The organism is Massilia sp. UMI-21 (genome assembly GCA_015277795.1).
Classification (GTDB): domain Bacteria; phylum Pseudomonadota; class Gammaproteobacteria; order Burkholderiales; family Burkholderiaceae_D; genus Telluria.
On record CP063848.1, the window covers coordinates 4066983 to 4089283 of the forward strand.

The 22301-nt window shown below is 67.2% G+C and carries 15 protein-coding genes; 2 read left to right on the forward strand and 13 right to left on the reverse strand.

Annotated elements, in window-relative coordinates:
- Positions 1–146: 146 nt before the first annotated feature.
- On the forward strand, positions 147–938 hold the full coding sequence (locus tag IM543_17960; protein ID QOY96738.1) for a helix-turn-helix domain-containing protein: 792 nt from the start codon (positions 147–149) through the stop codon (positions 936–938).
- A gap of 71 nt (positions 939–1009) precedes the next feature.
- Here the strand turns inward: IM543_17960 and IM543_17965 are convergent, their stop codons facing one another.
- The 3 genes from IM543_17965 to IM543_17975 all read right to left on the reverse strand — a co-directional run bounded on the left by IM543_17965 (position 1010) and on the right by IM543_17975 (position 5323).
- The gene (locus tag IM543_17965) at positions 1010–2110 is read right to left on the reverse strand and encodes a glycine zipper 2TM domain-containing protein (protein QOY93429.1); all 1101 of its coding nucleotides are present in this window, start codon (positions 2108–2110) and stop codon (positions 1010–1012) included.
- Between the two features lie 82 nt (positions 2111–2192).
- Positions 2193–2867, reverse strand: a complete 675-nt coding sequence (pdeM, locus tag IM543_17970) for a ligase-associated DNA damage response endonuclease PdeM (GenBank protein QOY93430.1) — start codon at positions 2865–2867, stop codon at positions 2193–2195.
- Positions 2864–5323 carry a ligase-associated DNA damage response DEXH box helicase gene (locus IM543_17975; protein QOY93431.1) on the reverse strand — a complete coding sequence of 820 codons (2460 nt, stop codon included), beginning with the start codon at positions 5321–5323 and terminating at the stop codon, positions 2864–2866. The genes pdeM and IM543_17975 overlap by 4 nt, the downstream gene beginning before the upstream one ends.
- A 312-nt stretch (positions 5324–5635) precedes the next feature.
- On the opposite strand from IM543_17975, the gene IM543_17980 reads away from it, so the two are divergent.
- Positions 5636–5872, forward strand: coding sequence for a hypothetical protein (locus tag IM543_17980; protein QOY93432.1), 237 nt, complete (start codon positions 5636–5638; stop codon positions 5870–5872).
- A 52-nt stretch (positions 5873–5924) separates the two neighbouring features.
- Here IM543_17980 and IM543_17985 read toward each other — a convergent pair whose 3' ends face one another.
- From IM543_17985 to IM543_18030, 10 genes are all read right to left on the reverse strand, one after another.
- Positions 5925–7568 carry an ATP-dependent DNA ligase gene (locus tag IM543_17985; GenBank protein QOY93433.1) on the reverse strand — a complete coding sequence of 548 codons (1644 nt, stop codon included), beginning with the start codon at positions 7566–7568 and terminating at the stop codon, positions 5925–5927.
- On the reverse strand, positions 7561–8625 hold the full coding sequence (locus IM543_17990; GenBank protein QOY93434.1) for a ligase-associated DNA damage response exonuclease: 1065 nt from the start codon (positions 8623–8625) through the stop codon (positions 7561–7563). Before IM543_17990 ends, IM543_17985 begins: the two co-directional genes overlap by 8 nt.
- 41 nt (positions 8626–8666) lie before the next feature.
- The gene (locus IM543_17995) at positions 8667–10376 is read right to left on the reverse strand and encodes an ATP-dependent DNA helicase RecQ (protein QOY93435.1); all 1710 of its coding nucleotides are present in this window, start codon (positions 10374–10376) and stop codon (positions 8667–8669) included.
- Between the two features lie 470 nt (positions 10377–10846).
- Entirely contained in the window at positions 10847–12430 is a 1584-nt protein-coding gene (gene ahpF, locus IM543_18000) for an alkyl hydroperoxide reductase subunit F (protein QOY93436.1), read from the reverse strand.
- 111 nt (positions 12431–12541) lie between these two features.
- Complete coding sequence (gene ahpC / locus IM543_18005; protein ID QOY93437.1) at positions 12542–13105, reverse strand: peroxiredoxin; 564 nt, start codon at positions 13103–13105, stop codon at positions 12542–12544.
- A gap of 259 nt (positions 13106–13364) precedes the next feature.
- Positions 13365–14579, reverse strand: a complete 1215-nt coding sequence (locus IM543_18010; protein ID QOY93438.1) for a hybrid sensor histidine kinase/response regulator — start codon at positions 14577–14579, stop codon at positions 13365–13367.
- Entirely contained in the window at positions 14576–15163 is a 588-nt protein-coding gene (locus IM543_18015; GenBank protein QOY96739.1) for a chemotaxis protein CheB, read from the reverse strand. The genes IM543_18010 and IM543_18015 overlap by 4 nt, the downstream gene beginning before the upstream one ends.
- Positions 15164–15201: 38 nt before the next feature.
- Entirely contained in the window at positions 15202–16047 is an 846-nt protein-coding gene (locus tag IM543_18020) for a protein-glutamate O-methyltransferase CheR (protein ID QOY96740.1), read from the reverse strand.
- Positions 16048–16055: 8 nt separating this feature from the next.
- The gene (locus IM543_18025; GenBank protein ID QOY93439.1) at positions 16056–19553 is read right to left on the reverse strand and encodes a response regulator; all 3498 of its coding nucleotides are present in this window, start codon (positions 19551–19553) and stop codon (positions 16056–16058) included.
- Between the two features lie 125 nt (positions 19554–19678).
- A complete protein-coding gene (locus tag IM543_18030; protein QOY93440.1) occupies positions 19679–22231 on the reverse strand; it encodes an excinuclease ABC subunit UvrA in 2553 nt (850 codons plus the stop codon).
- Positions 22232–22301 lie beyond the last annotated feature (70 nt).

The window sequence follows — 22301 nt, forward strand, 5'->3', positions numbered from 1 at the left end:
CTCCACAGCGCCGCCGGCCTGTTCCCTGCTCTGCTCCGCCCTGTGGTCGCCGCCTGAAACCCGCCGTTTTTCACCTGGAGATGAGCATGCAGTCCCAGCCAACGTCAGAACAACGCAACGTCACCCAGCCGACCATGCATTCCCCCATGGAAGCCGGCCGCCAGCGCCAGGGCCGCCTCTGGTCCAACCTCAAGGAAGTCTGCGACCTGCTCCGCATCCCGGCCAGCGTCTCGGTGACCTCCGAAGAATTGCTGTTCCAGCACGTCCAGTTCAAGACCGGACAGCGCGTCCACACCATCGGCCAGGCCTTCGACACCCTGTACATCGTCAATTCGGGCTTCCTCAAGACCGTGCTCATCGACGAGTTCGGCAACGAGCAGGTGCTGAGCTTCCCGATGAAGGGCGACATGCTGGGCGTGGACGGCATCCATACCCGCCACTACGCCTCGGAAGCCGTGGCCCTGTCCGACTGCGACCTGATCCTGCTGCCCTTCAAGAAGCTGACCGCCCTCGGCCGCGTGCATGCCGAGCTCGAGAACATGATGTACGGCGTCATGAGCCGCGAACTGGTGCGCGAGCAGACCATGATCGGCATGCTCGGCGCCCTCTCCGCCGAGGCCCGCGTGGCCCGCTTCCTGGTCTCGCTGGCCGACCGCTTCGCCGCCATGGGCTACTCGAGCAAGCTGTTCAACCTGCGCATGACGCGCCACGAGATCGGCAGCTACCTCGGGCTCACGCTCGAAACCGTCAGCCGCACCCTGTCGGCCTTCAATGAAATCGGCCTGATCACCGTCGACCAGCGCACCATCGGCATCAAGGATGCCGACGCCCTCAAGACCCTGCGCCGCCTGCCGCCCTCGCGCTCGCGCACCAAGGGCGCCAAGCAGAAAGCCGAAAGCGAACAGCCGGGCGACGACCAGGTGCTGGCGACTGCCTGACCCGACTGCGGTAAAAAAACAAGGCCGGTCCCGCTCGGGTACCGGCCTTGTCCATCCAGATAGCGCGACGCTTACTGATCCCGCGACAGCACCCCGTTGTTCACCCGCACCCGGTCGCCCTGGCGGAAGCCCGGATCGTTGTCGAACTGCAGGGTCTGGGTCGCCCCGTTGCTGGTATAGCGCACCACCACTTCATAGCGCTGTTCGCGCTGCATGTTGCGCTGCACGTTGCGGCCGGCCAGGCCGCCGGCCACCGCGCCGGCCACCGTAGCGGCGGTGCGGCCGCTGCCGCTGCCGACCTGGCTGCCGAGCAGGCCACCGATGACGGCGCCGCCCGCCGCACCCAGGTAGTTGCCGTTACCCGACACCTCGATCACATTGACCGCTTCCACCACCGCGCAATTGGTGCAGTAGCGCGCCTGGCGCGGCTCGCTGGCGCGCGCGCCCGCCAGCAAGGGCCGGCCCAGCACGCTGGTGGTGTAGCGGCCGTTGGCGCGGATGGTCGCGGTGACGCGGCTGTTCGGCGCGATCCGGTCGGCGCTGCGGATGGTGTAGACGGCGTCGTATTCGCCCGGCCGCACTTCCGGCAGGAAGAACACGCCACGCGCACCGGCGACCGCCACCTCGACCCGTCCGCCGGGCGTGCCGACCACCGTGAAGCGCAGTTCGTTGCCCGGGCCGAGGTCCGCGCTGCCCTGCACGTCGAAGCGCTGGATCGCCGGCGCACCCGCCAGTTCGCCGCGGCGCTGGCCGCGCGCGGCGTTCGGCTGCAGCAGCGACTCGCTCAGCCGGTTGGTCGCCACCTGGTTGCCCAGGCGCAGGTTGGCCGTCACGCCGCTCTCGGGACGAATGCGGTCGTGGGTGCCGATGGTGTAGGTGCCCGTGTACTGGCCCGGTTCGACCTCGGTCAGGTGCAGGTTGCGGGTCGCGCCGTCGATGCGCAGGGTCGCGCTGCCGCCCGGGCTGCCATACATATCGAAATGCAATTCGACGCCCGGCGTCAGGCGACGCACTTCTTCCACGTTGAATCCATTGATGACCGGGCCGTAGGCGCGGTTGTTCTGGTATTGCTGGGCATGCGCGGCGGCGGCGCCCGTCAGCACCGGTCCGACTGCCATCGTCATGGCAATGACGGCGGCGAATGCGGCTTGCAAGAGCTTACTGAACTGCATGGCTACTCCTCCCTGGTCGATGACGGCAGCGGATCACCTGTCTGATGGAAATTTACGCTCCAGCTAGACACGGGTCGGTTCGCTATCGTACGCAGTGGACGGCCTCGCCCGAGCTCACGTAGATGCTCTCGCCCGGCGCCGGCTTGACCGCGTGGCCGCCGGTGAAGGCGCCGAAGGAAGGAAGGATCATGCGCTCCTGTCCGACCACGAAACACGGCAGGCGCAAGGCATCGAAGCGGGTCGCCAGCACGTAGACCGGGTGGACGTGGCCGGCGAGCGCATATCCTGCACTCTCCCCCACCATCTCCAGGTCCGGGTGGTGGCAGAAGGCGAAGGGGCCGAGCGCATGCGGCTCGTCCACCAGCGCGATGCCGAGCGCGGCCGCCGGATCGCCGGCGTGGCGGTCGTGGTTGCCGCGCACCAGCGTCAAGGCCAGCTCGCGGCGGCGCGCGCGCCAGGCCAGCATCGCTTGCTGGGTGGCGCTGGCGTGGGCCGCGCGCGCATGCAGGAAGTCGCCCAGGAACACCACCTGGCGCGCCCCGTGCGCCTCGACCAGGGCGTCAAGCCCCAGCAGGTTCTCGGTCGTGGTGCCGCGCGGCACCGGCACGCCGAGCGCGCGGAAGGCCGCCGCCTTGCCGAAGTGGATGTCGGCGATCACCAGCATGTTCTCGCGCGGCCAGTACAGCGCTTTCTCCGGCAGCAAGCATAGCGTTTCGCCGGCCACCTGGACCGCCACGCTGCCCGTTTGCGCCCTCATGCCGCCGCCGCCTTTTCCAGTTCGCGCACCATGCGCGCCACGCGGTCGGACAGTTTTTCGGTGCTGACCTTCTCGCGGAAACGCTCGACCATCAGGGCGAAGCCGAAGGGCGTGGCGCGCTTGACTTCGCAAAAACGCACGCGGCGGCCGTGCAGCTCGACCAGCGTCTCGCGCAGGCGGGTCAGCTCCAGCTCCTGCTCGAGCACCTCGCGCTGGGCCTGGGTGAGCAGCAGGTTGGCGGCGTCGTGCTTGCGGAAGACTTCGAAGAACAGCGAGGAGGAGGCCTGCAGCTGGCGGTTCGACTTCGGCTGGCCGGGATAGCCCTGGAACACCAGGCCGGCGATGCGCGCCACCTCGCGGAAGCGCTGCTGCGACAGCTGGGTGGCGTTCAGGCTGCCCAGCACGTCTTCCAGCAGGCCCTCCAGCGTCAACAGCTCCACGCCGGCGCCGGTCTGCGCGGCAAAGATGCGCGGCCAGTCGACCGGCTCGGGCGTCAGCAGCTCGAAGCCATAGTCGTTGATCGCGATCGAGAAGGTCGAAGGCTGCATGCGCCCGATCCGGTAGGCCAGCAGCGAGGCCAGGCCCATGTGCACCGAACGTCCCGCGAACGGATAGACGAACAGGTGCCAGCCTTCGCGGCTCTTCATGCTCTCGAGAACCAGGGTCTCGCTGGTCGGCAGCGCCGACCAGCGGCACTGGATCTCGATCAGCGGCCGGATCGCCGCCATCTCGGGACTGTCGTAGATGCCCCCGGAAGCCAGGCGCAGCTCTTCCAGCGCGGCATGCGCCAGTTCCGAGGACATCGGCATCTTGGCGCCCTGCCAGCGCGCGATCGCCCCGCGCTGACTGGTGGAGCGCTTTACAAACGCCGTCATCTCGTGCACCCGCACGAATTCCAGGATGCGTCCGCCGAACAGGAAGTGGTCGCCCGGCTTGAGGCGCGAGATGAAGGATTCCTCGACGCTGCCGATGCGCCCGCCGCTCATGTACTTCACCGCGATGGTCGAGTCGGACACGATGGTGCCGATGCCCATCCGGTGGCGCCGCCCGATGGCCGTGTCCGGCACGCGGTACACACCCTCCTCGTCCGGCAGCACGCGCCGGTATTCCGGATAGACGGTCAGGCTCTGGCCGCCGCGCGCGACGAAATCGAGCGCCCACTGCCATTCTTCTTCATCCAGGTGGCGATAGGACCAGGCGCGCCTGACTTCCTCGAACAGCTCGCTTGACTTGAAGCCCCCGCCCAGCGCCACCGTGACCAGGTGCTGCACCAGCACGTCGAAGGGTTTGTTGGGCACGTAGCGGCCTTCGATGCGGCGCGCCGCCACCGCCTTCTTGGCGCCGGCCGCTTCCAGCAGCTCCAGGCTGTTGGTCGGCACCAGGGTCACGCGCGACACCCGCCCCGGCGCGTGGCCGCTGCGGCCGGCGCGCTGCAGCAGGCGCGCGATGCCCTTGGCGCTGCCCACCTGCAGCACGCGCTCGACCGGCAGGAAGTCCACACCCAGGTCGAGGCTGGCGGTGCAGATGACGGCCTTCAGCGCACCCTTCTTGAGGCCCATCTCGACCCATTCGCGCACCTCGCGGTCGAGCGAGCCGTGGTGCAGCGCGATCAGGCCGGCCCAGTCGGGACGCTCGTCCAGGATGTTCTGGTACCAGATCTCGGATTGGGCGCGGGTGTTGGTGAACACCAGGGTGGCATCGTAGTGCTCGATCTCGCGGATCACCGGGCCCAGCATCTGCAGGCCCATGTGGCCACCCCAGGGAAAGCGCGCCACGTTCTCGGGGATCAGGCTGTCGACCTGGATCTTCTTGCGCAGATCGCCCTCGACCAGCACCCCCTCGTCCCCGCCCAGCAGCACCTGGCGCGCCAGGTCGAGGTTGCCCATGGTCGCCGATACACCCCACACCACCAGCGCCGGACGCCAGCGGCGCAGCCGGGCCAGGGCCAGCTGTACCTGCACCCCGCGCTTGCTGCCCATCAGTTCGTGCCACTCGTCGATGACGATCATGTCGAGCTGCCTGAACTGCTCCTGCGCGGCGGCGTGGCTGAGCAGCAGCGACAGGCTCTCGGGGGTGGTCACCAGGGCCGACGGCCAGCTGCGCGACTGGCGCGCGCGCTCGGCGGCGCTGGTGTCGCCGGTGCGTGCGCCGATCGTCCAGCCGGGCGCCAGTTCGGCCGCCGACTGCTCCAGCGCGCGCTGGGTGTCGGCCGCGAGCGCGCGCATCGGCGTGATCCACAGGACCCGCAGGCCGCCCGGCTTCCTGCCCTTGGCGAGGGCGCCGCGCTGCAGGGCCGCGAACCAGACCGCGAAGGTCTTGCCGGCGCCGGTATTCGCATGCAGCAGGCCGGACTGCCCGGCCAGCGCCGCCTTCCACACGGCGCGCTGGAACGGAAACACCGTCCAGCCGCGTGCGGCGAACCATGCCTTGACGGTGGCTGGCGTGGGGCCGCTCATGCACCCGCAGGCAAGGGCGCCTCGACCGGCGTCCTCGCCCGTTTCGCTGCCGGCGCGCCCGGCCGGCCATCGTGTTCGAATCTCGTGTCCATTCCTTGCTTGCGGTTGCGGTTGCGGTTGCGGTTGCGGTTCCTGGCCGAGTCTAGCAGAGGCGCATACCGGGCGTCGCAGGCGACCGCTGCCCTGGTATATCCGCTGAGACATGGCTTCAATACAGGGTTGCAGATTAATCCCGATGCCACGGAAAATGGGTGTATGGTGGGCCTTTGCGAGGAGCGCCGGCCTGCACGACACGGCTGGCGGGGTCGTGACATGAGTGAACGCCAGAGGCGAACGGATACCGATACCGCCAAGGTGGTGACGCGTGGCGTCAATATCCTGATGGTGCGCGACCGCGCGGTGGCGCGCAACTACATGGAGCACATGCATGTCCCGCCGGACGTCATCGTGCGCGTGCTCGACCAACCCGGCCTGCGGCGCACGCCCAGCGCCGAACAGCTGATATCGGAGGCGATCGTGCCCTTCCCTCCCCAGCCTCTCGACGACTAGGACCTGTGCGCTGCGGCCGTCGCCAGCCGGCACCAGCCGGCACCAGCTGACACTAAGAGGCCGCTGCGGCCAGCAGGCCTTTCAAGGTGTCGAGGGTATCCGCCTCTTCCACCGGCTTGTCGAGGCGCCGCCGCAGGATGCGCGGGAAGCGCACCGCGATGCCGGCCTTGTGGCGGGTCGACAGCGCAATGCCCTCGAAGCCGATCTCGAACACCATGGTCGGTTTCACCGAGCGCACCGGACCGAACTTCTCGACGGTGGTCTTGCGCACGGCATTGTCCACCTGCCGGATCTCGGCATCCGTGAGTCCGGAATAGGCCTTGGCGAAGGGCACCAGGCGGCGCTCGTCGCTCCCCTCCTCCGCCTCGTCCCAGACCGCGAAGGTGTAGTCGGTGTAGAGCGAGGCGCGGCGTCCGCTGCCGGCCTGGGCGTAGATCAGCACCGCGTCCACCGTGTAGGGATCGACCTTCCACTTCCACCAGGTACCGACGTCCTTGGTGCGGCCCACGCCGTACTGGGCGCTGCGCGCCTTGAGCATCATCCCTTCCACGCCGCGCGCGCGCGATTCGCCACGCAGCCGGGCCAGCGCCTCCCAGCTGTCGGCCCGCAGCATCGGCGACAGCCGCAGTTGCGGCGCATCGATCGCCCGCAGCTCGGTTTCCATCAGCGCGCGTCGCTCGTGCTGGGGCAGCGCGCGCAGGTCGACGCCGCCGAATTCGAGCAGGTCGTAGCAGCACAGCACGGCCGGCAGCTCGGCCAGCAGCTTGCCGCTCAAGGTCTTGCGGCCGATGCGCTTCTGCAGGTCGGCAAACGGCGCCGGGGCTTCCAGGCCGGGCTGCCAGATCAGCACTTCGCCGTCGAGCACCGTGCCTTCGGGGATGCACAGCCTGGCCAGTTCGGGAAAGCGCTCGGTGATCAGGTCTTCGCCGCGCGACCACAGGAAGTTCTGGCCGCCGCGCCGCACCAACTGGGCACGGATGCCGTCGTACTTCCACTCCACCTGCCAGTCGTCGGGTTCGCCCAGCGCGGCAGGCTCGCCCTGCAGCTGGTGCGCCAGGAAGAAGGGGTAAGGCTGGCCGCCGCGCAGCTTGTGTTCGTCGTCGGACTGCGCGGCGATCAGCTGCAGGAAGCTGGCGGCGGTCGGCCGCACCGAATTGTCGGTCCAGCCCATCAGGCGCTGGGCGATCAGCTTGCTGTCGACGGCGGCCAGCGCCGCCAGCGCACGCGTGACAAGCAGGCGCGACACCCCGACCCGGAAGCCGCCGCCGATCAGCTTGACGAACAGGAAGCGCTCGCGCCAGTCGAGTTCATCCCAGGCGGCGAACAGGGCCTCGCGGATCGTGCCGGGGTCGGCGCCGCGCAGGGGGCCGATGCGCTCTTCCATCCATTCGGCCAGCCCGAGGCTGCTCCGGCGGCTGGGCGGCGGCAGGATGTGGGCGATGGTCTCGGCCATGTCGCCCACCGCATGGTAGGACTCGTCGAACAGCCAGTCGTCCAGGCCCGCGTACTCGATGGCGTACTGGCGCAGCAGCTTGGTCGGCACCGCCTGGCGCGGCTTGCCGCCGGCCAGGAAATAGACCGCCCAGGCCGCGTTCTCGGGCGCGGCATGCGCGAAGTAGGATTGCAGGGCGTCGAGCTTGCGGGTGGTGGAGGTGGTTTCGTCGAGGTCGGCGTACAGGCGGGCGAATTCACGCATCGGGCGTCCCCTCCGGTGCCGGCGCCTCCGCTTCCCCGGCCGCCGCGGCCCCGTCCGGCGGCGGCGCTTCGTCTTCTTCCTCGTCGCCGTATTCGGTATCGAAACCCTTGGCGTCCAGCCCGTTCTGGCACAGCCAGCGCACCATGGTCGGAATCGCGCCGTGCGTGACGATGACCTGCTGCGCCTCGGTCGCCTTGATGGCGCTCATCAGCCCGGGCCAGTCGGCATGGTCGGACAGCACGAAGCCGCGGTCCACGCCGCGCCGCCGGCGCGCTCCGCGCAGCAGCATCCAGCCGCTGGCGAAGGAGTCGCTGTAGTCGCCGAAGCGCTTCATCCAGGTCGAGCCGCTGGCGGACGGCGGGGCGATCACGATCGCGCGCCGCAGCGCGGCCTTCTCGATCTCGCTGACCATGACTGTCTCCGGCAAGTGGACGCCGCCGGCGCGGTACACGCGGTTGAGCGGCTCCACCGCACCGTGGCAGACGATCGGCCCGATGGAAGGGTCGAGGCGCGACAGGATGCGCTGGGCCTTGCCGAAGGAATAGGCGAACACCACGCTGCAGCGGCCCGCCTCGGCATTGCGGCGCCACCAGGCATTCATGTCGTCGATCACCTGCTGCTCGGGATCCCAGCGATAGATCGGCAGCCCGAAGGTGGATTCGGTGATGAAGGTATGGCAGCGCACCGGCTCGAAGGGGGCGCAGGTCTTGTCGGGTTCGACCTTGTAGTCGCCCGACGCGACCCAGACCTCGCCGCCGCATTCCATGCGCACTTGCGCCGAGCCCAGCACATGGCCGGCCGGGTGCAGCGAGATCGTGACGCCGTTATGCGTGATCGATTCGCCGTAGTCGAGTCCCTGCACGTGGATGTCGCCCAGGCGCGACTCGAGCACGCCGACGCCGGGCGCCGCCGACAGGTAGTGGCCATGGCCGTAGCGCGCGTGATCGCCGTGGGCATGCGTGATCACGGCCCGGTCGACCGGGCGCCAGGGATCGATGTAGAACCCGCCGGGCACGCAATACAGCCCCTCCTTGCGGACAACGACCATGTCTCCCATGCAGTCCTTTCTCAGCGTTCAAGCGGGTCGGTCAAACTCATTCAAGCAGGCTCGAGGAACTCCGCCAGGAAGGTATGCGGCGCTTCCTGGTCGGGAAATTCCATGGTCACCTGCTGGCCGGCGACGCCGACGATCACGCCTTCGCCGTACTTCGGCGCCCTGGCGCGCGCACCGACCTCGAAGCGCGGGCCGGCGGGGGCCGCGGCCGGCTCGCGGTCGAACTCGTCGTCGCGGATCTCGATGTCCTCCAGCAGCGCCGCCGGCGGGTTCAGGCAGTTATCGCACTTGCAGCACTTCTCGAAGCCCGCGACTTCGTCGTCGAAATAATCCAGCAACAGCTTCCAGCGGCAAAAACCGCTGACGGCATAGCCTACCATCTGCTCGAGCGCTTCGCGGTCCCGTTCGGCTTTCTGGACGTAGACCTGCGCCAGTTTGCCGAACATCTCCGGGTCAGGCTCCTTGCTCGTCAGCAAGAATTCGAGCTTGCGGTTCTGGCGCAGCAGCTTGCCGTCCTTGAGCAGCTTGAGGCAGACCTTGAGCTTGGCTTCGCCCGCCTCCGTCAGGACGGTTTCCAGCCGTTCGGCCGTGAGCGCTCCGTGTTCGGCCAGTTCGCGCGCGACCGTGTACACCGTCTGCAGCTCGGCGGCGCAGGGATAGTGCTTGGCCAGGAAGAATTGCTGGATGCGCTTGTCGTCCTGCAGGAACAGCAGGGTGCAGCGGGCATCGAGCCCGTCGCGTCCCGCCCGGCCCGATTCCTGGTAGTAGGACTCGAGGTTGGCGGGAATCTGCAGGTGGATCACGAAGCGGGTGTCGCTCTTGTCGATGCCCATGCCGAAGGCGTTGGTCGCCACCATCACGCGCCGCTCGCCGTTCATGAACATGTCCTGGTTGTGCTTGCGCTCGCCGGCTGCCAGCTTGCCGTGGTAGATGGTGACCGACTCGCCCGCTTCTTCCAGCACCGCCAGCATTTCCTCGGCCAGCTTGACGGTGGCGGCGTAGACGATGCCGACGCCGGCGGTCTCCCGCACCAGCCGCAAGGCCTGGGTCAGCTTTTCCTGCGCATTGGTGACCTGCACCACGCTGTAGTGCAGGTTGGGCCGGTAGATGCCGGTATTGATGACATTCATCTTCGGGCGGCCCAGCTGCTTGCGGATGTCGGCCACCACGTCCTCGGTGGCGGTGGCGGTCAGCGCCAGCACCGGCGGCCTGCCGAGCGCATCGATGGCGGCGGCGATGCCGATGTAGGCCGGGCGGAAGTCGTGGCCCCATTGCGAGATGCAATGGGCCTCGTCGATGACGACGATGTCGAGCGTCACGCCCTGCAGCACGGCGATGAATTCGGGCGAGACCAGGCGCTCGGGCGTGCAGAACACGATCTCGCAGGCTTCGCTGGCGATCGCCTCGAGCGCCGCCGCTTCTTCTTCGGCGTTCAGGCTGCTGTTGACCTGGACCGAACGGATCCCCAGCGCTTCGAGCTTTTCGAGCTGGTCCTTCATCAGCGAGATCAGGGGCGAGACCACGATGGTGATCCCCTCGAGCATCTTGGCGGGAATCTGGTAGCACAGCGACTTGCCGCCGCCGGTGGGCATGATCGCCAGCGTGTCCTTGCCGTCGAGGACACTGTCGATGACGTGTTGCTGGCCGTCGCGCAGCTGTTCGATGCCGAAGACCGAGCGCAGCAGGCGACGGATGGTGTTGCGACGCACGGCAAGCAGGCCGCGGTGCAGGAGTGTGGGTTCGTGTCGGGTCATGGTGGAGGCTACTCTATGCCCGCGCCATGGCGCTCGCTATAGGACGCAGCCCAGCGCCCGCGTAGGAACTCAGCCAGATCCGGGGCACGGGTTCAGGACACGAACTCATCGTGACAATGTCACAAGGTTTATTCCTACAAACTCGCGGAGTTTTTGCCGATGGTAACGAATCGATGCTGCTTCTAAGATGACACCATCGTCACTACGATTTTATCGATCAGGGAGTCTCATCATGGCACGCCATCATCCAATGACCTGGACCGCAGTCCACCTGGCCCTCGCCAGTGCGGCGACATGGCTGCTGCTGGAGACCGAAGCGCTCACCGGCGCCCTGCTGGTCGCCTTCCACTAATCATACGACAGCGGGCGCCGATCATGGCGCACCCATGCGAAAAACGCCATCCCCGGCACGGAGATGGCGTTTTTTTACCATCTGGTAAAAAAAAGCGGGCCGGGCCGGCCCGCTGTCATCAAGCCGCCTTGGCTTCCTCGGCCGTGCTCGCTTCTTCGACCGGCAGGCGCATCAGGTAATCGAAGGCCGCCAGCGAGGCTTTCGCACCCTCGCCCACCGCGATCACGATCTGCTTGAACGGCACCGTGGTGACGTCGCCCGCCGCGAACACGCCCGGAATCGAGGTCTGGCCCTTGGCGTCGACTTCGATCTCGCCGTACGCCGACAGGTCCATCGTGCCCTTGAGCCATTCGGCGTTCGGCACCAGGCCGATCTGCACGAACACGCCCTCCAGCGCGAGACGGTGCAAGGCGCCGGTACCGCGGTCCTTGTAGGAGATGCCGTTGACGATCTTGCCGTCGCCGTGGATCTCGGTGGTCTGCGCCGACTTGATCACCGTGACGTTCGGCAGCGAATAGAGCTTGCGCTGCAGGACCGCGTCGGCGCGCAGTTCGGCGCCGAATTCGATCAGCGTCACTTCCTTGACGATGCCGGCCAGGTCGATGGCCGCTTCCACGCCCGAGTTGCCGCCGCCGATCACCGCCACGCGCTTGCCCTTGAACAGCGGACCGTCGCAGTGCGGGCAGTAGGCCACGCCGTGGTTGCGGTACTCGCGTTCGCCCGGCACGTTGATCTCGCGCCAGCGGGCGCCGGTGGCGATGATCACCGACTTCGACTTGAGCACGGCGCCGGTCTCGGTGTGTACTTCGATCAGCTTGCCTTCCACCAGCTTGTTGGCGCGCTGGGTATTCATGATGTCGACGTCGTAGTGCTTGACGTGTTCTTCCAGGGCGACGGCGAATTTCGGGCCGTCGGTTTCCTTCATCGAGACGAAGTTCTCGATGGCGAGCGTGTCCAGCACCTGGCCGCCGAAGCGGTCGGCCAGCACGCCGGTGCGGATGCCCTTGCGGGCGGCGTAGATCGCCGCGGCCGCGCCGGCAGGGCCGCCGCCGACGATCAGGACGTCGAACGGGTCTTTCTTGTTCAGTTCAAGCGCCTTGCGGGCGCCGGCGCCGGTATCGATCTTCGCCAGGATTTCTTCCACGCTGGTGCGGCCCTGGCCGAAGTGCTGGCCGTTCAGGAACATCATCGGTACCGCCATGATCTGGCGCGCTTCGACTTCGCTCTTGAATACGCCGCCGTCGATGGTGACGACCTGGATGCGCGGGTTAATCACCGACATCGCGTTGAGGGCCTGCACCACTTCGGGGCAGTTATGGCAGCTCAGCGAGATAAACGTTTCAAAGCGATAGTCGCCATCCAGGTTTTTAATCTGGTCGATGACGGCCTGGTCGAGCTTGATCGGGTGGCCGCCGACCTGCAGCAGCGCCAGCACCAGCGAGCTGAATTCATGGCCGAGCGGAATGCCGGCGAAACGCACGCCGATGTCGGTGCCCACGCGATTGATGGCGAACGAGGGCTTGCGCGCATCGTCGCCGTCCCGGCGCACGGCGATCTTGTCGCTCAGCGCGGCGATTTCGCGGAGCAGTTCATCCATTTCGCGCGCCTTGGGCGAATCATCCAGCGATGCAACGAGCTCAATCGGCTGCACCACTTTTTCCAGATAGGCTTGCAACTGCTTCTTGAGGGTTGCGTCCAGCATGATGTTTTTCCTTGACTATGACGTTGAATACGGGGCCCGGGACTGGAAACCAGTCCCTGAAATGCACCGGGCCGCCACGGCGGCCCGGGACAGTACTACAGAACAGCCAACTTAGATCTTGCCGACCAGGTCCAGCGACGGGGTCAGGGTCTCGGCGCCTTCGGTCCACTTGGCCGGGCACACTTCACCCGGGTGGGCGGCGACGTACTGGGCAGCCTTGACTTTGCGCATCAGTTCCGACGCGTCGCGGCCGATGCCGTTGTCGTGCACTTCCATCAGCTTGATCTCGCCTTCCGGATTGATCACGAAGGTGCCGCGCAGTGCCATGCCTTCTTCTTCGATCATGACTTCGAAGTTGCGCGACAGGGTGCCGGTCGGGTCGCCGATCAGCGGGTAGTTCACTTTCTTGATGGCGTCCGAGGTGTCGTGCCATGCCTTGTGCGCGAAGTGGCTGTCGGTCGACACGCCATACACGTTCACGCCCATTTTTTCGAATTCCGGCTGGAATGCAGCCAGGTCTTCGAGTTCGGTCGGGCAGACGAAGGTGAAGTCAGCCGGGTAGAACATCAGAACCGACCAGGTGCCCTTGAAGTTCTCTTCCGTCAGATCGACGAACTTGCCGTTGTGGTAAGCGGTGGCTTTGAACGGCTTGATCTGGGTGTTGATGAGGGACATGTAATCTCCTGTTTTCGGGTGGTTGAAAGATTTGATAGACGCCAGTGTACTGCGCGCGTCATCTTTTGTGAAATTGATTGACGCGATACTGTCGATTAATTTTAACTATCGAGAGGACGTCGTTTCCCCGCTTTCGGGGGAAAATCGGCCGGCCAGCCGGCGCGATCCGTGAAGTGTGGACGAAACGACAGCGGCTTGCAACCGCGTTTCGATTGCGGACACGGGTTCGGCAGGTGGCCGGCGCGGCCGGCCGGGGACTCTACGCCGCCGTGGTCACCGCCGCCGTCTGCTCGCAGGTCGGCAGCGTCAGGGTAAAGGTCGAGCCCTCGCCCGGCTTGCTGGTCACGCGCAGTTCGCCGCCATGCGAAATGGCGAGCTGGCGCGAAATGTAGAGGCCCAGTCCCAGGCCTTTCGGCTCGCCGTTGCGCGCGCCGCGTTCGTAGGGCTCGAAGATGCGCTCCAGGTCGCCGGGCGAGATGCCCTTGCCTTCGTCGCGCACATGGATGCTGACCGTGTCCTTGACATACTGCACGCTGACTTCGACCGGCTGGCCGCCGCCATAGCGCAGCGCGTTGGTGAGCAGGTTCACCACCACCTGCTCGATGCGGAATTCGTCCCAGCAGCCCTCGATCGGCGGATGGGACTGCAGCGACAGCTTGCAGCCGGTGGCGCTGGCCTGCAGCGACAGGTCGCTCACCACCCGTTCCAGCAGGTCCATCAGCTGGACCTGGCCGGGCCGGATCGACAGCTGGCCGCTGCGCATGCGCGAGACGTCGAGCATGTCGTCGATCAGGCGGATCATCGACTTGATCTGGCGCTCGTCGCGCCGGATCATGGCCTCGAACTGGTCGGGATTGATCGAGGCCAGCGTGCCGCGCTTGAGCTGCAGGCTGCGCATCTGCGTTTCCAGGAACAGGGTATTGAGCGGGGTCCGCAGTTCGTGCGCCACCAGCGACATGAATTCGTCGCGCATGCGCAGGGAACGCTGCAGCTCTTCCTGGGTCTGGTTCAGCTCGCGCAGCAGGGTTTCCTGCTCCTGGCGGCTGCGCTCGAGCGCGGCCATCTGGCGCTGCATCTGGCGGCGCTGCTGGTCGAGCGTGACGAACACGTTGACCTTGCTGCGCACCGCGTCCGGGTCGAGCGGCTTGTAGAGAAAGTCGACGGCCCCGGTCTCGTAGCCCTTGAAGGCGTAGTTCAGCTCGCGCCCGGCGGCGGACACGAACACGATCGGGATGTTGCGGGTGCGGGTCGTCGAGCGCATCAGTTCGGCCAGCTCGAAGCCGTCCATGCCCGGCATCTGCACGTCGAGGATGGCGAGCGCGAACTCGTGTTCGAGCATCAGGGCCAGCGCCTGGTCGCCCGACGAGGCCTGGTAGACCAGGCGTCCTTCGCCGCGGATCAGCGCGTCGAGGGCGCGCAGGTTCTCCGGCAGGTCGTCGACGATCAGGAGTTTGCTTGGGTCTTGGACGCTCATGGGTTCCTCAGCATGGGAAGCAGTGCCCGAATACCGGACAGGGGCAGCACGAGATCGGGGGCGCAGCGGCGGATGGCTTCCTCCGGCATCGCGCTTGCCTGGGCTTCAAGGGGATCCTGCACGACGGTCAGGCCGCCGCGCTCGCGGATCCGGCACATGCCGTCGGCGCCGTCGTGGTTGGCGCCGGTCAACAGGACGCCGGCCATCCGGGGGCCGTAGGCATCGGCGGCGGATTCCATCAGCACGTCGATCGCCGGACGCGCAAACTGCACCGGCGCCTCGCAGCTGAGCGAAAAGCAGCGGTCACGCTCGACCGAGAGATGATACCCCGAACCGGCGAAGTAGATGACGCCCGGCTCGACCGGCTCCTTGTCGCGCGCCTCGCGCACCGGCACGGCGGCGCGCAGTTCGAACAGTTCGGCCAGGCGGCTGCCGCGGTCGGCCGGCACGTGCAGGATGCACACCACCGCCGAGGGGTAGTCGGCGGGAATCGCCGGCAGCAGCTTGAAGAGCGCGTCGACGCCGCCGGCCGAGCCGCCGATCACGACCAGTTCGGTACGGCGCCCCGCCAGGGCCTGGTCGATCCGCTGCGGCGAACCGTCCGGCGCATTGTGCTCGACCGTCACGCGACACCCTTGCGGTAGATGCGCTCGCGTCGCAACAGCACGTCGAAGCGCCCGGCGTGGCTGGAGAACTCGATGCTCTCCTTGCTGCCCAGCCCCAGGAAGCCGCGGTAGCACAAGGATTCGTGGAACAGGCCGAGCACGCGGTCCTGCAGCTTGCGGTTGAAGTAGATCAGCACATTGCGGCAGCTGACCAGGTGGGTCTCCGCGAACACGCTGTCGGTCGCCAGGCTGTGGTCGGCAAAGGTCACGTTCTCGATCAGCACGCGGTTGAACAGGGCGCCGTTGTAGGCTGCCGTGTAATAGTCCGAGAACGAACCCTTGCCGCCCGCCTTCTGGTAGTTCTCGGTATAGGTCCGCATGCGGTCGAGCGGAAACACGCCTTTGCGCGCCGCGTCCAGCGATGCCGGATTGATGTCGGTGGCGTAGATGATGGTGCGTTCGAGCAGCCCTTCTTCCTGCAGCAGGATCGCCAGCGAATACACCTCTTCTCCGGTACTGCAGCCGGCCACCCAGATCTTCAGCGATGGATAGGTCTTCAGGAAAGGCAGCACGTGTTCGCGCAGCGCCTGCCAGTACTCCGGGTCGCGGAACATCTCGGTGACCGGAATCGTCAGGTACTGCAGCAACTGGGCGAAGCCGTCCGGCGCATGCATCACCTTGGCCTGCAGGGCGGACACGGTCTCGCACTCCATCTCGCGCATGGCGACCAGGATGCGGCGCTTCTGCGACGCCCCCGTGTAGTCCCTGAAGTCGTAGTTGTATTTCAGGTAGACCGCTTCCATGAGCATCTTCAGCTCGATGTCGAAGTCGTCCGGCGGCGCCGGGGGATTGTTCGGGTTCATCGGTATGCTCACATACGTTCCAGTGCGGGCATCCAGACGCGCAGCAGCGAATACAGGCGGCTCAGGTCGATCGGCTTGGCCAGGTAGTCGTTGGCGCCGGCCGCCAGGCACTGTTCCTGGTCGTCCTTCATGGCCTTGGCGGTGATCGCGATGATCGGCAGGCGGTCGAAGCGGCCGTCCGCGCGGATGCGGCGGGTCGCTTCCAGGCCGTCCATGCCCGGCATCATGACGTCCATCAGCACCAGGTCGATGCCTGGAACCTGGTCGAGCTTGTCGATTGCCTCGAATCCGTTCCGGCCGACCTCGACCTTCGCCCCGCGCGACTCCAGCGCGCTGGTCAGTGCGAACACGTTGCGCACGTCGTCGTCCACCAGCAGGATGGTACGCCCTTCGAACACCCGGTCGCGCCCGCGCACGGCCTTGAGCATGGTCTGGCGCTCGGACGAGAGCTCGCTCTCGACCTTGTGCAGGAACAGCGTGACCTCGTCCAGCAGGCGCTCGGGCGAACGGGCGCCCTTGATGATGATCGAGCGCGAATACTTGAGCAGTTCGGCCTCTTCGTCGCGCGTGAGGTTGCGGCCGGTGTAGACGATCACCGGCGGGAACGAGCACAACTCCTCGTGCGACATGCGTTCGAGCAGCTCCCGGCCCTGCATGTCGGGCAGCTTGAGGTCGATGATCATGCAGTCGAAGATCCGGTCGTGCAGCAGGGCCAGGGCTTCGCCGGCGGTGCCCACCGCCGCGATCTCGACGTCGGCATCGGCGATGAGCTGCACCACGCTCTCGCGCTGGCGCTCGTCGTCCTCGACCAGCAGCACGCGCTTGATCTTCTGGCTCGATTTTTCCTGCAGCTTGCGGAACACTTCCTCCAGCTGTTCGCGGCTGGTCGGCTTGAGCGCATAGCCGATCGCGCCCAGGTGCAGCGCCTCGGCGCCGTTGTCCATGCTCGACACGATGTGCACCGGGATATGGCGGGTGGCCGGATTGTCCTTCAGTTGCTGCAGCACCGACAGGCCCGAGCTGTCCGGCAGGCGGATGTCGAGCAGCACGGCGTCCGGCTTCTGGCTGGCGGCCAGGGCCAGTCCTTCGCCGGCGCTCAGGCCCACCAGGCAGCGGTAGTCGAGTTCGTGCGCCAGGTCGAACAGGATGCGCGCGAATTCCGGTTCGTCCTCGATCACCAGCACGGTGCGCGAGCGGGCGCCCGACACGGCCGCCGGCTTGTCGCGGTCGTCCGGGAAGCTGGCGGCGGGCTCGAAGGGCGCCGGGGCGGCGGTCGGGGCCGGCGTCGCCGCGATCGCCGGCGCGGCCGGCGCTGCCGGCAAGCCCTGCGCCATGGCCGGGGCGGCCGGCGGGGTGGCCGACACCGCGCCGTTGCGTGGCAGGCTCAGGGTGAACAGGCTGCCCTCGCCCGGCTGGCTGGACACGCCCAGGGTGCCGCCCAGCAGGCTGGTGAGGTCGCGCGAGATCGACAGGCCCAGGCCGGTGCCGCCGAAACGGCGGCTGGTGGTGCCGTCGGCCTGGTGGAAGGCCTCGAAGATCTTGTCGTGCTGGTCCGGGGCGATGCCGATGCCGGAGTCGCGCACCCCGAACTGCACCCAGCCTTCCGGCGTGACCGAGACGCTCATGCGCACGGCCCCGCTGTCGGTGAACTTGACGGCGTTGGACAGCAGGTTCTTGAGGATCTGCTCCACGCGCTGGCGGTCGGTGGTGATCGCGGCCGGCACGTTCGGCTCGATGGCCACGCTGAAGTCGAGCGACTTCTGACGCGCCAGCGGCTCGAAACTGCGCGCCAGGCCCTCGACCATGCGGCGCACCGGCACCTCTTCCGGCACCAGTTCGAGCTTGCCCGCCTCGACCTTGGAGATGTCGAGGATGTCGTTAATCAGGTGCAGCAGGTCGTTGCCGGCCGAGTAGATGGTCTGGGCGAAGCGCACCTGCTCTTCGTTGAGGTTGCCGGCCACGTTATCGGCCAGCAGCTTGGCCAGGATCAGCGAACTGTTGAGCGGCGTGCGCAGTTCGTGCGACATATTGGCCAGGAATTCCGACTTGTAGCGGCTGGCGCGTTCCAGTTCCAGCGCGCGCTGGCGCAGCTGCTCCTGGGCGCCGGTGAGCGCCGTGTTCTTCATGTCGAGGTTGAGCGCCTGCTCGGCCAGCTGGTCGTTGGTGGCGCGCAGCTCGGACTGCTGGTTTTCCAGCGCGGTCTGCGACTCCTCGAGCGCGCGCGACTGCTCCTCCAGCTCTTCGTTGGCGGTGCGCAGCTCTTCCTGCTGCACCTGCAGTTCCTCGTTCAGGGTCTGGGTTTCTTCCAGCGCATGCTGCAGGCGCTGGCGGTACAGCACCGCCGCCATCGAGGACCCCACGCTTGGCGCGATCAGCTCCATGAATTCGCGGTCGCGCGCCGTCGCCGCATGCAGGAAACCGATTTCGATCACACCCTTGACCTTGCCGTAGTTGTAGACGGGCGCGATCAGGATTTCGCGCGGCGAGGCTTCGCCCAGCGCCGAGCCGACCTTGATATAGTCGTCCGGCAGCTCGCGCAGGTGCACGATGCGGTTCTCGTTGGCGGCCTGGCTGGCCAGCGATTCGGTCGGCTGGATCAGCTGGGCATGCTCGGTGGCGTCGTAGGCGAATCCGTAGGCGCCGATGCGGCGCAGGGTGCCTTCTTCGCTGCGCACGTACATGGCCGCGACCACGCCGTCCAGGTAGCGCGTCACGTGCCCCAGCACCGCCTCGGCCAGCGGCTCGAGCGTGTGGATGCCGGCGCTGCGGCTGGCCAGTTCGGCCTGGCCGGTGCGCAGCCAGTCCTGGTGGCGCAGCTGGGCATTGTGCTCGGCTTCGTGTTCGATGGTCTCCTGGTAGGAGGTGGACAGGGTGACCAGCTGGCGGCGACCGAACATGGCCAGCCCGCCTCCCACCGAAAGGCTCAGCAGCAGGAAACTGGCCACCGACCAGGTGGTGACGCGGCGCGCATCCTCGTTCCGCTCGCGCAGCAGGCGCCGCTCCACGTCCAGGAACTCGTCGAAGGTGCGGCGGATCTCGTCGGTCAGGATCTTGCCGCGGCCGGTGCGCACGGCGTCGATATAGGCGGGGTCGTTGCGCCGGCGGCGCTCGACCATTTCGGCCGCGAAGTCCTTCCATTGGGCCTGGGCGGCCTGGATACGCTTGACGCGCTCGCGTTGGGCCGGATTGTCGGCGACCATCTCCGCCACTCCGTCCAGCCCGCTCCGCACACGCTGCAGCGCCAGCAGGTAGGGCGACAGGAAGGCCTCGTCACCGGCCAGCAGGTAGCCGCGCATGCCGGTTTCCATGTCCGCGGCCAGCTTGCTGACCTCCTGTGCGTTGCCGATCACGCGTTCGGAGTGCTCGACCCGGTTCAGGATACTGATCAGGTAAGCAATGATGCCGATGAACACGATTGCCGTGACCACGCTCATTGCCAGCGGCAAGGCCACATTCCGGGTCAGGATGCGGCGAAACTGTAGATTATCGATGGAGGTGCCGGCCATGCGCGAGGGGAAGTGAAGGGAAAAATATCCTAAGTGTAACGGATACAACAGTTTTCCGTCACACAATTGAGTGTGCTGAGGACATCGGTTTGTCGACCAGGAAATGTCCTGCTGTCGCAGCGGCGCTACGCCAGATGGGCCGCCAGGTAGGGGGCGGTCCGGCTCGCCTTGCAGCGCGCCACCTCCTGCGGCGGCCCGGCGCAGACCAGCTTGCCGCCTTGGTCGCCGGCGCCGGGGCCGACGTCGATCACCCAGTCGCAGCCTGCCACCACCCGCATCGTATGCTCGACCACGATGACCGTGTTGCCGGCATCGACCAGGCGATTGAGCTGGGTCACCAGGCGGTCGGCGTCCCGCGGATGCAGGCCGGTGGTCGGTTCGTCCAGCACATACAGGGTGTTGCCGCGTCCGGCGCGTTGCAACTCGGCCGCCAGCTTGATGCGCTGCGCCTCGCCGCCCGACAGCTCGGTGGCAGGCTGGCCCAGGCGCAGGTAGTCCAGGCCCACTTCCGCCAGCACCGCCAGCGAACGCTCGACCAGCGGCTCGCCCTCGAAGAAGCGGATCGCCTCCCCCACCGTCATGCCCAGTACCTCGGCGATGTTCCTGTCGCGATAGCGCACCTCGAGGGTCTTGGCGTTGTAGCGCGCGCCCTCGCAGGTCGGGCACGGGGCGTAGACGCTGGGCAGGAACAGCAGCTCGACCATCACGAAACCCTCGCCCGCGCAGTGCTCGCAGCGGCCCTTGGCCACGTTGAAGGAAAAACGGCCGGCGTCGTAGCGGCGCTTGCGGGCGTCCGGCGTGGCGGCGAACAGCTTGCGCACCTGGTCGAACAGGCCGGTGTAGGTGGCCAGGTTGGAACGCGGGGTGCGGCCGATCGGCTTCTGGTCGACCCGCACCATGCGCCGGATGCCCTCCATGCCGGCGACGATGCGGCCCTCGAGCGGCAGCGCGGCTTCCTGCTCCAGGCCGGATTCGTCGGCGTCCGGCGCCTCATGCTCCGGCCTGGCCTGGCCCAGGGCGGCGCCGACCAGCTCCACCAGTACCTGGCTGACCAGGCTGGACTTGCCGGAGCCCGAGACCCCGGTCACCGCGCTCATCACGCCGAGCGGGAATGCGGCGTCGATGCCGTCCAGGTTGTTGCGCCGCACGCCCTCCAGGCGCAGCCAGCCGCTCGGCTGGCGCGGCGTGCGCCGTGCCGGCGGCGCCTCGCCGAACAGGTAGCGGCGGGTCTGCGAATCCTGGATTTTCTTCAGGCCATCGGGGACGCCGCTGTACAGGACCTGTCCGCCCAGCTCGCCCGCGGCCGGGCCGACGTCGACGATCCAGTCGGCGCGCCGGATCACATCCAGCGCATGCTCGACCACGAACAGCGAGTTGCCGGCGCTTTTTAACTGGGCCAGGGCGTCGAGCAGGGCTTCGGTGTCGGCCGGATGCAGGCCGGCCGAGGGTTCGTCCAGCACGTAGACCACGCCGAACAGGTTGGAGCGCACCTGGGTCGCCAGGCGCAGGCGCTGCAACTCGCCCGGCGACAGGGTCGGCGTGCTGCGGTCCAGCGCCAGGTAGCCCAGGCCGAGCTCGAGCAGCACGCCCAGGCGCGCGCACAGGTCCTGGGCGATGCGCCGGGTGACGATCATCTGCTCCGGGTGTTCCTTTGCGCGCGTCTTGTCCCTGGCGGCCTTGCCGGCGGCGTAGGGTCCGAGCAGTTCGCTCAGGCGCGCCAGCGGCATGCGCGACAGGTCCATGATGTCGATGCCGGCGAAGGTCACCGACAGCGCTTCCTGGCGCAGGCGCTTGCCGTGGCACAGCGGGCACTCCGTGCTCACCATGTAGCGCGCCACGCGCTTCTTCATCGAGGCGCTCTCGGTGTTGGCGAAGGTCTGCAGCACGTAGCGGCGCGCGCCGGTAAAGGTGCCCTGGTAGCTGGGCGTGTCCTTGCGCCTGAGCGCGGCGCGCGTTTCCTTCGGACTCAGGCCGGCATACACCGGCACGGTCGGGGTCTCGTCGGTGAACAGGATCCAGTCGCGGTCCTTCTTCGGCAGGTCGCGCCAGGGGGTGTCGACATCGTAGCCCATGGTCACCAGGATATCGCGCAGGTTCTGGCCGTGCCAGGCCGGCGGCCAGGCCGCCACCGCCCGCTCGCGGATGGTGAGCGTATCGTCCGGCACCAGCGACTGCTCGGTGACTTCATAGACGCGGCCCAGGCCCGAGCACTGCGGGCAGGCCCCTTCCGGGGTATTCGGCGAGAACGATTCGGCATACAGCAGCTCCTGGCCGGGCGGATAGTCGCCGGCGCGCGAGTACAGCATGCGCAGGGAATTCGACAGGGTGCTGACGCTGCCTACCGAGGAGCGCGCGGTGGGCGAGCCGCGCTGCTGCTGCAGGGCCACCGCCGGCGGCAGGCCGTCGATCTCGTCGACTTCCGGCACCGGCATCTGGTGGAACAGGCGCCGCGCGTAGGGCGACACCGACTCCAGGTAGCGCCGCTGCGCTTCCGCGTACAGGGTGCCGAAGGCCAGCGAGGACTTGCCCGAACCGGATACGCCGGTAAAGACGACCAGCGCGCCGCGCGGGATGTCGACGTCGACATTCTTCAGGTTGTGCTCGCGGGCGCCGCGCACCCGGACATAGCCTTCGCGGCTTTCGCCAGCGGCCTGTGGCGCGTTGTGCTTGTGACGCATGGATTCCCCGGCAGCGTGATTCGAAGGCCTATTTGATCCCATCCGCAGGGAATTTTCCGTGCGTTTGCCA